Genomic DNA, 846 nt, shown 5'->3' on the forward strand with positions numbered 1-846 from the left:
CGGTTGTGGCTACAAAGCCCCCCCCGGTTTTAATAGGGGGAAAACCCCCCCGCCCCCCCCCCCCCCCCCCCCCCCCCCCCCCCCCCCCCCCCCCCCCCCCCCCCCGGGGGGGGGGGGGGGGGGGGGGGGGGGTAAGTCTAGATAGTTTTAAATGGCAGGAGTTTAAAATCAAAGACATTTTTGAAGTGGCTATGTCTAAAAAGATTTTCCATGCCAACACTTTAAACATTGAGGAAAACCCTAAAGAGGGCTTTTACCCCTATGTGGTGCGGAGCGCGCGTAATAATGGCATTCGGGGGTTTATCCAAGAGCAAGAGGTTTATTTAAACCCGGGCAACACTCTAAGCTTTGCGATGGACACCTTTAGCGTGTTTTACCAAGAAACCCCCTACTTTACGGGTAATAAGATTAAAGTTTTAATCCCCAAATTTGGCATGACAAGGTGGAGCGCGCTTTTTATCGCGGTGTGTTGCCAAAAGGCGTTTAAAACTTTCACATGGGGCATGAACGCCACCCACCAAGATGTAGAGAACTTTAAAATCCCCTTGCCCGTGATCCAAGACCAAATTACCTATGAATACATGGAGCACTTCATCAAAGCCCTAGAAAAACAACACATTGAAAGGGTAAAGGCGTTGTGGGATCAAAGATTAAAGGCGTATGAGGATACAATACGCGTTTAAAACCTAAAGGATTCATCAATGAAATTTAAAGATAACAGCCCTGCCACTGGGGGGGGGGGGGGGGGGGGCGGGGGGGGGGGGGGGGGGGGGGGGGGTGTGGGGGGGGGGGGGTTGTTTTTTATTAAGGGGGGGGGGGTTAATAAGAGGGGGAACACCCCGCGGG

General features: G+C 53.0%; 1 protein-coding gene. It reads left to right on the forward strand.

Annotated features, from left to right (window positions below; genetic code table 11):
* Positions 1 to 5 precede the first annotated feature (5 nt).
* On the forward strand, positions 6 to 683 hold the full coding sequence (locus FNE76_RS08085; protein WP_268903671.1) for a restriction endonuclease subunit S: 678 nt from the start codon (positions 6 to 8) through the stop codon (positions 681 to 683).
* Positions 684 to 846 lie beyond the last annotated feature (163 nt).

Source organism: Helicobacter mehlei (assembly GCF_007280785.1).
Classification (GTDB): Bacteria; Campylobacterota; Campylobacteria; order Campylobacterales; family Helicobacteraceae; genus Helicobacter; species Helicobacter mehlei.